Genomic DNA, 8,141 nt, shown 5'->3' on the forward strand with positions numbered 1-8,141 from the left:
ATTTCGAGCGAAGGACAACGAATGGGGTGGTCGAGGGAATCAACAATAAACTTAAACTAATAAAACGGAGAGCCTATGGCTTTAGAAACTTTCGGAATTTTTGGGTTAGAAGTATGTTGTCTTGGCATCTTGTCTGTTAATTTAGCATAAAGGGTAATGAAGAGCCATAAAAATCAATTCAGGGTAATTTTAGGCTAATCTGCGACTTACCGACTTATAATAAAAATGTTCTTGCCAAAGAAGCTGTAGCTAACTGCTTAACTGAATCTGCTAGGATGCTATCACAGAATAGAAGACTACATCTATTAATTGCTGAGGCAGAACTAAGTTTAACCGCTCTTTTTTAACTACTTCTATCCCTTTCAGGAAAAAAAATTCAGCACTTTCAGTTTACCATAGTCAAAGTGTACTTTCTAGGCCGATGACTTTGACTAAAAACCCCGTGAGCAGAAACCGTCGTTTTTCCCCGCGCAATCTCTTTGAGACTTGCATGGCCCTATTGGTGTTATGTAATTATATTCTGGTTATTTTCGATTTAACCTATATTCCCCTGCGAGATTTTTGGTTACAGGGACGCTTGCAAATAACTTTATTAAGATTTAATGAACCAATAAAACTCGGACCGATTGCCTTTCAAGAATTACAAATACCTCCCGATAAACCCCTAGAAATTCCCTTTGTTAAAGGAATCGCTAAGTATGATGTGGTGAAAGGGATTAAACCCTATCGCAGTACCAGTGAATATTTAGATACGGTTAATAAACTTAATGAACTAATTAATCAAAAGCTTTTTAACCCAGAGTTTAATCTGCAAGAATATCGCCAAGAGATCGAGAAGATTTTAGACAATTTACGCCAAAAAAGTGTCAATATGGTCGATAATAATCCCTTTGCCTCGGCGGAGAAAACTGGGACCTTAGAGAAGATTAAAAATAAAATGCGCTTGCGGGTTTTTAAAACAGAAAATGTTTCCGCAAAAGCAGCCTTTCAGAAGTTTTGGACTTGGGATTATCTCAGTCAAAATGGCTGGGAAAAAGAGTTGGATTTTTTCAATCAAGAAATTCAACCTTTAATAGAAACTAATTATTTTCGTCCCCTAGGAGAAGATGGAAGACCGATAGATAACTTTGAGGCGATCGATTTTTTATTTGGTACCATCTTTTTCTGGGAATTTATGCTGAGAACTTGGTGGATTGCTCGCACTCATAAAGGTCTGCGTTGGCGCGAGGCTATGTTATGGCGATGGTACGATATTTTTCTGTTTATTCCTATCTGGAGATGGTTGCGATTTATTCCTACCGTTATTCGCCTAGATCAAGTTAAAATTATTAACTTAAGACTGATTAAAGAACAGGCAGTTAAAGGCCTAGTTGCGCTAATTTCTAAAGATATTACTGAGATAATTGTCCTGAGAATTATTAATCAACTACAGGAATATATTCGACGGGGACAAGTGGAGAAATTTCTTGATAGCTCTCTCAATGGCGGCTATAATAATCTCAATGATACTAATGAAGTTATCGAAATTTTTCGGTTAGTAGTTAATAGTACTGTTGACAAGGTTTTACCGCAAGTTAAACCAGAAGCGGAAGCTTTAATTAAATACAATATCGAGAAAATTCTCAGTCAAACTCCCGCTTATCAAAGCTTATTGCGATTACCCGGCATGAAAGGTTTAAAAACTGACTTGAGCAATCGTCTATCTAGTCAATTTTATCAATCTTTTGTTAACATAGCTGAAAAGATTACCCAGGAAGACGAAGTTTTTGAGGGTTTAGTTCAGCAATTAGTCCAGCGTTTCGGGCAATCTCTCGCTGGGGAATTACAATCCCGTCACAGTTTAGAAAGAATCGAGATGTTATTAATTATCTTCCTAGAAGAAGTCAAATTAAACTATGTACAAGAATTCTCGGATGAAGACTTAGAAACTATCCTTGAACAAACTCGCTTACTCAACTCTAAAAGTGCAGAAATTACCCCAGTAGAAAACATGAATCCCCGTCGTCTTCCCTAAAAATTAGTGATCATTGATTAGGTAATATTGCTTGATCTTTTGATCACTTTTCTGGTAAAATATATGCTGAAACCCCATTACTCAATTAATCTAATTATCTACTCTCATGTTAACAAAAATTATTCTTGGTTTACTTTGGTTATGCTTCGGATTATACGCTTTTTTACTAGCACCCCCCGATCAACCAGATACAATAAATTTAATTATCAATCTTTCCACTGGCAAATGGCAAGATATCAACCCGTTAATTATCGCTCTTTTTAACCTGATGGGAGTTTGGCCACTTATCTACACTAGCCTTTTAATTATCGATGGTCGTGACCAAAAAATCATCGCTTGGCCCTTTGCTTTTGCCTCCTTTGCCGTGGGTGCTTTCGCTATTTTACCCTATCTAACTCTCCGTCAACCCAACAGCAATTTTACCGGTAAAAAAAATCTTGTCATTAAACTTTTAGACTCACCTTGGTTGGGAGTAATTGCCCTAATTACTGCGGGAATTTTAATCGCTTACGGATTAATTAACGGCAATTGGTCTGATTTTTGGCATCAGTGGCAAACTAGCCGTTTTATTCATGTTATGAGTTTAGATTTCTGTCTTTTAACCCTATTATGTCCAATTTTGATGCAAGATGATCTAACCCGACGGGGATTAAAAAATCCTTTGCTGTTGCCGGTAATTTCCCTATTGCCTCTAATCGGTCCAGCAATTTATTTAATTATTCGTCCTCGCTTAGGGGAGAATTAGGGGTAAGGGGAAACTCAGCCTAGTTATCAGTTGTTTTTTAACTATTTCTTGACAAGAGAAGTTCATATTTAACAGAAATTATGCTGAGGTTCCCCTAAAATACGAACAAAGAGATTAATGTCCAGATTAGAAGGAGTGTTTAACCTTGTTAGAGAGTCAAAAACCACCTCGGATTTACTGCTTTCAAGCTGATTATCTTGCCTCCCAACAATTTAACCCCCAAGAGATTCCCGCTTGGTTATCCTTAGAGGTAAACTGGCAGGGTTATAGAATTCACACCCTACCCTGGGTAGCAGACGTAGCTAGGGTATTAGGATTATTAGCGATCGAAGATACCCCCCAAGGGTGGCAAGATTATTTAGAAAGCTTGGGATTAGCCAAAATTAGGTTAATGGACAGCGAGGAGTTTTTTGAGGATAAATCTTTATCGGGATGTTAAAAATGCCCTATAATTGGCAATTTAGTGATGATTCTACCAGTCAATTTATGCCCTATAAACTACTCTTCGTCTGTTTAGGAAATATCTGTCGTTCTCCCGCTGCCGAGAATATCATGAATTATCTGATTGAACAAGAAGGATTAAGCAATAAAATCCTCTGTGATTCTGCGGGGACTGCCGGTTATCATATCGGTTCTCCTCCTGATTCTCGCATGAATACGGCGGCCAAAAAACGCGGTATTCCTCTGCAAGGGACAGCTAGACAATTTACCCGCGAGGATTTCGAGAATTTTGATCTAATCTTAGCCATGGATAAAGCCAATTATCAAGATATTTTATCCCTAGATTTCACAGTAAAATATCAAGAAAAGGTCAAGTTAATGTGTGACTATGCCCGTTATCACCCAGAAAAAGAAGTTCCCGATCCCTACTACGGTGGTCGTGAAGGTTTTGACCGCGTAATCGAGCTACTTTTAGACTCCTGTGGCAGTCTTTTGGAGGACGTAAAAAGCAAAATTTAAGTTTTTTCTTTCAGCTAATCGATTAATCTATGTTCGAGGGAAAAACGAACTAATTCGGCGCGATTGTTAGTAGTTGTTTTCCTGAGTAAACTACTAACATATTTCTCGATCGTGCGAGAACTAAGATGCAGTTTTTGCCCAATTTCACTATTAGAAAGTCCCCGGGCTAAATGTTCTAACACTTCCCGCTCGCGATTGGTTAACTTAAAATCGTCCTGTAAAGAAGAAGTTAAAACAGCCGTAGTTTTGGGGCTTTCTTCCGGTTTTAATTTCTGATATTGACGTTCACTTTGCACCATTTGCGATCGCTCTAAAAGATTGCGAATAACTGCTTTTAATTCCTCCATCTCAAAAGGTTTAGGAAGATAGATATCACAACCCACTTGATAACCGCGGATTCTTTCCTCTGTTGACCCTCTTTCGGTTAAAAAAATTACTGGTAATAACCTAAATTCTGGCTGTTGCCGCACCTTAGTCACCAAAGAATAACCGTCTAAACGGGGCATTTTGATATCCGATACCAAAAGATGGGGATGATAGGTATCCAATAAATTCAAAGCTTCCAAACCATTACTCGCCGCTACCACACTATAACCTGCTAATTCTAAATAGTCTTTGACCGCTAAGCGGATACCGGGGTCATCATCGGCAATTAGAATCAAAAGAGGCATAGAAATTAACAGGACAAGGTTTTTTCAGTATTGATAGCCTAGCACCCTCCGCTCGTCACAATTGTCCATCAAGCTACAGAGGCCGTTTTAACTGATATTATACTAGCAGTTAGCAATCAGTCTTTTCAGTAATCAGTAATCAGTAATCAGTGATCAGATGTGATTTTTCAGCTTTTTTCGCCCCATCTCCGGCGCTCCCTGCTCCCCCACTCCCTGCTCCCCACTCCCCCAACCCCTTTTTTACTTTTTACTTTGAAGATCATTTTTTAGTTAGGGTTTGCTGAATAAATCTAAAAACCTTATCCAACAAGGTTTTTAGACTTTTTTTCCCTCAAAAAGTGCCGCCCCTTGGAGTGATTGGGGGGAAAATTCAGGGACTTTTTCCCTGAAAATTAGGTAATTGACCACCTGAAAATGGGTAAAACCCCAACCCCCAACCCCCAACCCCCACCGAAAAACTTTTTCAGCAGACCATAGTTATAGCGTTTCTCATAAGTATGAAGTATAACTGGATTGGGCATCGTCTCCTGATTCCTGACTCCTGACTTCTGGCTCCTGACTCCCGAAACCGAAAACTTTGTACCTCACTATTAAGATAATTGCCATCACATGACAGATTATTTGGTTTCCCTGACAATTTGGGCGGGTATTTATGCGATTTTTGCCCTCGGTTTAAATCTACAATGGGGATTTACTGGCTTAATTAACTTTGGTCACGTTGCTTTTGCCACTTTAGGGGCTTATGCAACGGTTTTATTAACTTTACAGGGTGTACCGATGATTTTTGCCGTCATTGTCGGGGCGATCCTAGGGGCATTGTTGGGATTGGCCATCGGTTTTTCCACCCTGAGATTAAGAGCCGATTATCTAGCAATTGTCACCATCGGGGTGTCTGAGTTAATTCGTTTGCTGGTGCTTAACGAGGATTGGTTAACGAAAGGCAGTTTCGGACTACAACGTTATCCCCTACCTTTGGATATAAATGCCAGTTTTCCCGTCAAATTGTTAATTATTGCCCTGTTTACCCTGCTTGCTATCTTTGCTCTCTGGCAATTGGGGCGCAATCTGCAACGACAATGGCGCGAAGCTGGGCAAATTAGCGGCAAAAGCTATCAACCGACGCAAAAGAGAGCTTTAATCTTTTGGGGGGCGTTAGGGGCGATAATCCTGCTTTTTCTGTATATAAACGGTGTAATTGCCTTGAATGACTATAATTACAAAGCCGGGCTGATGGTGGTAGTTTTAGTCCTCCTCGCTCTCGTTTATACTGGTTTAGAATTACTTTTGCGATCGCCTTGGGGACGCATCCTCAAAGCTATCCGGGAAGATGAAGAAATTCCCCGGGCTTTAGGAAAAAATGTCTTTTGGTATAAGTTACAATCTTTGATGTTGGGCGGTGCGATCGCTGGTTTAGCTGGGGCTTTTTTAGCATGGCAATTAACCACTATTTACCCGACTAATTTTGAACCATTATTGACTTTTAACGCTTGGATTATTATTATTCTCGGTGGCTCTGGTAGCAATGCAGGCACCTTACTAGGAGCAGTAATTTTCTGGGCTTACGATTCCCTGACTCGCTTTATTCTACCCCAATTAGATATTTTTAATGATAGCCAATTAGGGGCTTTACGGATTATGATTATCGGTCTGCTGCTCATGGTTTTAATGATCTGGCGACCCCAGGGTATCCTCGGCAAAAAAGAGGAGTTAACTTTGGGAAAATAATTTCAGTTATCAGTTATCAGTTATCAGTGATTAGATTTGAATATTAAGTGAGCAGTATTAAATAGCATTTTTCTAAGGACTTAAGCAAAATTAATTACACATTTAAATAACCCTATTGCCTATTGCAAGAGTGCCTATTGCCTGTCTCAACTAAGAAATTTATTTCCCACGACTACTTACTGTCTTTTCACTGATTACTGTTTAATGTTTACTGATAACTGATGTTTATCTGATCAATTATGTTACTTTCTGCCAAAGGATTATCGAAAAGTTTTGGGGGCATTCGCGCCGTCAATAATGCTTATTTGGATGTGCCGCAGGGCAGCATCACCGGGTTAATCGGTCCAAATGGGGCCGGCAAAACCACACTTTTTAACCTTTTATCTAATTTTATTCGCCCAGATAAAGGAGAAGTTTTTCTTGATGGTCAGCCCATTCATCAGCTGCCTCCCTATCAAATTGCCCTGAAAGGATGTGTGAGAACTTTTCAAGTAGCAAGGGTATTATCCCGATTAACGGTGTTAGAAAATATGCTCTTAGCTAGTCCGGGGCAAACGGGAGAAAATTTTCTCAAAGTCTGGTTTCAGGGGGCAAAAATTCGCCAACAGGAACAGGAAAATCGTGCCAAAGCTTTGGACATATTAGATTCGATTGGTCTAGGGGAGAAAGCGCAGGATTATGCGGGAGCTTTATCGGGAGGACAGCGTAAATTATTAGAGATTGGCCGAGTGCTAATGACCAAGCCAAAATTAATTTTATTAGATGAACCAGCCGCCGGAGTTAATCCCACTTTAATCGCTCAAATCAGCGACCATATTATCGAATGGAATCGTCAGGGAATTACCTTTTTAATTATCGAGCATAATATGGATGTGATTATGTCCCTTTGTCACCACGTTTGGGTATTAGCAGAAGGGACAAATTTAGCCGATGGTATTCCCAGCGAAATCCAAAAAAACGAGCGGGTTTTAAAGGCTTATTTAGGAGACTAAAGCTAATTTTTGCACCTGTTCAACAAAGTTAGCCAGAATTTTTAAGCCATTAGTCGAGGATTTTTCCGGGTGAAACTGCACCGCTACCAAACGATCACGAGCGATCGCTGCCGTCACCGTTTGACTGCCGTGGGTGACGGTGGCGGCAGTTAGATAACTATCAAGGGGATCAACATAATAGGAATGGACAAAATAGACGTGAGGATGCGGGGGTAATCCCTGCCAAAGAGCATGATCCGGCTGGGTGAAGTCTAACTGATTCCAACCCATGTGGGGAATGGTAATGCCAGGTTCCGAGCGAAAACGGCGCACTGTCCCCGGAATAATCCCTAAACCCGCCTCTTGACCTTCCTCTGATGAGTCAAAGAGAATTTGTAAACCGAGACAGATACCGAGAAAGGGTTTACCATTAGCGATCGCAACTTTGAGCGGTTTTTCTAGACGACGGCTGCGAATTTGCCGGACAGCAGGATCAAAAGAACCGACTCCGGGTAAGACAATAGCGTCAGCTTTTTCCAGATCGAGGGGAGAATCGGTAATTTTCGGCACTGCACCCACGGTTTCCAGTCCTTTACAGGCAGAGTGCAGATTTCCCATGTCATAATCGATGACAGCGATTAAGGTCATTGCTATATACTGAGCAAGCGATAACCTTATTTTAGAGCAATCACGCCGCTAAATTAGGTCTTGAATCAAAAGTTGTTGAAAGCTGGTGATGGGATTTGAACCCGCGACTGGCTGCTCACAAATCATACTACAGCAATTCTCATCGAAAATTTTGGGTCTGAAACCCCGTCGTTCTACGACGGCTTTACTGTTAAATATTAGCACATTTACGAAATATATGCTAAAATGTGAGACATGGAAAAAGCCTATTCGTTTCGATTTTACCCAACACCCGAACAAGAGTCGCTATTGCGGCGCACTTTGGGCTGTGTAAGATTAGTTTACAATAAAGCTCTCCATCTCAGAACACAAGCATGGTACGAAAAGCAAGAAAGAGTAGGCTACGCTCAAACTTCTTCAATGCTAAC

General features: G+C 40.4%; 10 protein-coding genes. 8 read left to right on the plus strand and 2 right to left on the minus strand.

Annotated features, from left to right (window positions below; translation table 11 throughout):
- From IM319_RS04165 to IM319_RS04185, 5 genes are all read left to right on the plus strand, one after another.
- Positions 1–140 (plus strand): transposase (locus IM319_RS04165; protein ID WP_287734745.1); only part of this gene is annotated, 140 nt, incomplete at its 5' end.
- A gap of 281 nt (positions 141–421) precedes the next feature.
- On the plus strand, positions 422–2,014 hold the full coding sequence (locus IM319_RS04170; RefSeq protein WP_287734741.1) for a hypothetical protein: 1,593 nt from the start codon (positions 422–424) through the stop codon (positions 2,012–2,014).
- Between the two features lie 106 nt (positions 2,015–2,120).
- Positions 2,121–2,759 (plus strand): DUF2834 domain-containing protein, encoded by a 639-nt coding sequence (locus IM319_RS04175; protein WP_287734742.1) that lies wholly within the window; start codon positions 2,121–2,123, stop codon positions 2,757–2,759.
- Between the two features lie 145 nt (positions 2,760–2,904).
- A complete protein-coding gene (locus IM319_RS04180) occupies positions 2,905–3,198 on the plus strand; it encodes a hypothetical protein (protein WP_002733401.1) in 294 nt (97 codons plus the stop codon).
- A 2-nt stretch (positions 3,199–3,200) separates the two neighbouring features.
- Positions 3,201–3,719: a low molecular weight protein-tyrosine-phosphatase gene (locus IM319_RS04185; RefSeq protein ID WP_287076415.1), complete on the plus strand. Its 519-nt coding sequence runs from the start codon at positions 3,201–3,203 to the stop codon at positions 3,717–3,719.
- 14 nt (positions 3,720–3,733) lie between these two features.
- Here IM319_RS04185 and IM319_RS04190 read toward each other — a convergent pair whose 3' ends face one another.
- On the minus strand, positions 3,734–4,390 hold the full coding sequence (locus tag IM319_RS04190; RefSeq protein WP_002767071.1) for a response regulator transcription factor: 657 nt from the start codon (positions 4,388–4,390) through the stop codon (positions 3,734–3,736).
- A gap of 609 nt (positions 4,391–4,999) precedes the next feature.
- On the opposite strand from IM319_RS04190, the gene IM319_RS04195 reads away from it, so the two are divergent.
- Both IM319_RS04195 and IM319_RS04200 read left to right on the plus strand, forming a co-directional pair.
- Positions 5,000–6,115 carry a branched-chain amino acid ABC transporter permease gene (locus IM319_RS04195; protein WP_287734743.1) on the plus strand — a complete coding sequence of 372 codons (1,116 nt, stop codon included), beginning with the start codon at positions 5,000–5,002 and terminating at the stop codon, positions 6,113–6,115.
- Between the two features lie 239 nt (positions 6,116–6,354).
- Positions 6,355–7,107, plus strand: a complete 753-nt coding sequence (locus IM319_RS04200) for an ABC transporter ATP-binding protein (protein WP_287673880.1) — start codon at positions 6,355–6,357, stop codon at positions 7,105–7,107.
- On the opposite strand, the gene hisH is transcribed toward IM319_RS04200, so the two are convergent.
- Positions 7,096–7,734, minus strand: coding sequence for an imidazole glycerol phosphate synthase subunit HisH (gene hisH / locus IM319_RS04205; RefSeq protein WP_287734744.1), 639 nt, complete (start codon positions 7,732–7,734; stop codon positions 7,096–7,098). The two genes, IM319_RS04200 and hisH, sit on opposite strands and share 12 nt — an antisense overlap.
- A 234-nt stretch (positions 7,735–7,968) precedes the next feature.
- On the opposite strand from hisH, the gene IM319_RS04210 reads away from it, so the two are divergent.
- Positions 7,969–8,141, plus strand: a 173-nt coding sequence (locus IM319_RS04210; RefSeq protein ID WP_287729626.1) for a helix-turn-helix domain-containing protein, incomplete at its 3' end; no start/stop codon positions are given.

The organism is Microcystis sp. M113S1 (assembly GCF_020246945.1).
In the GTDB taxonomy this organism is placed as follows: domain Bacteria; phylum Cyanobacteriota; class Cyanobacteriia; order Cyanobacteriales; family Microcystaceae; genus Microcystis.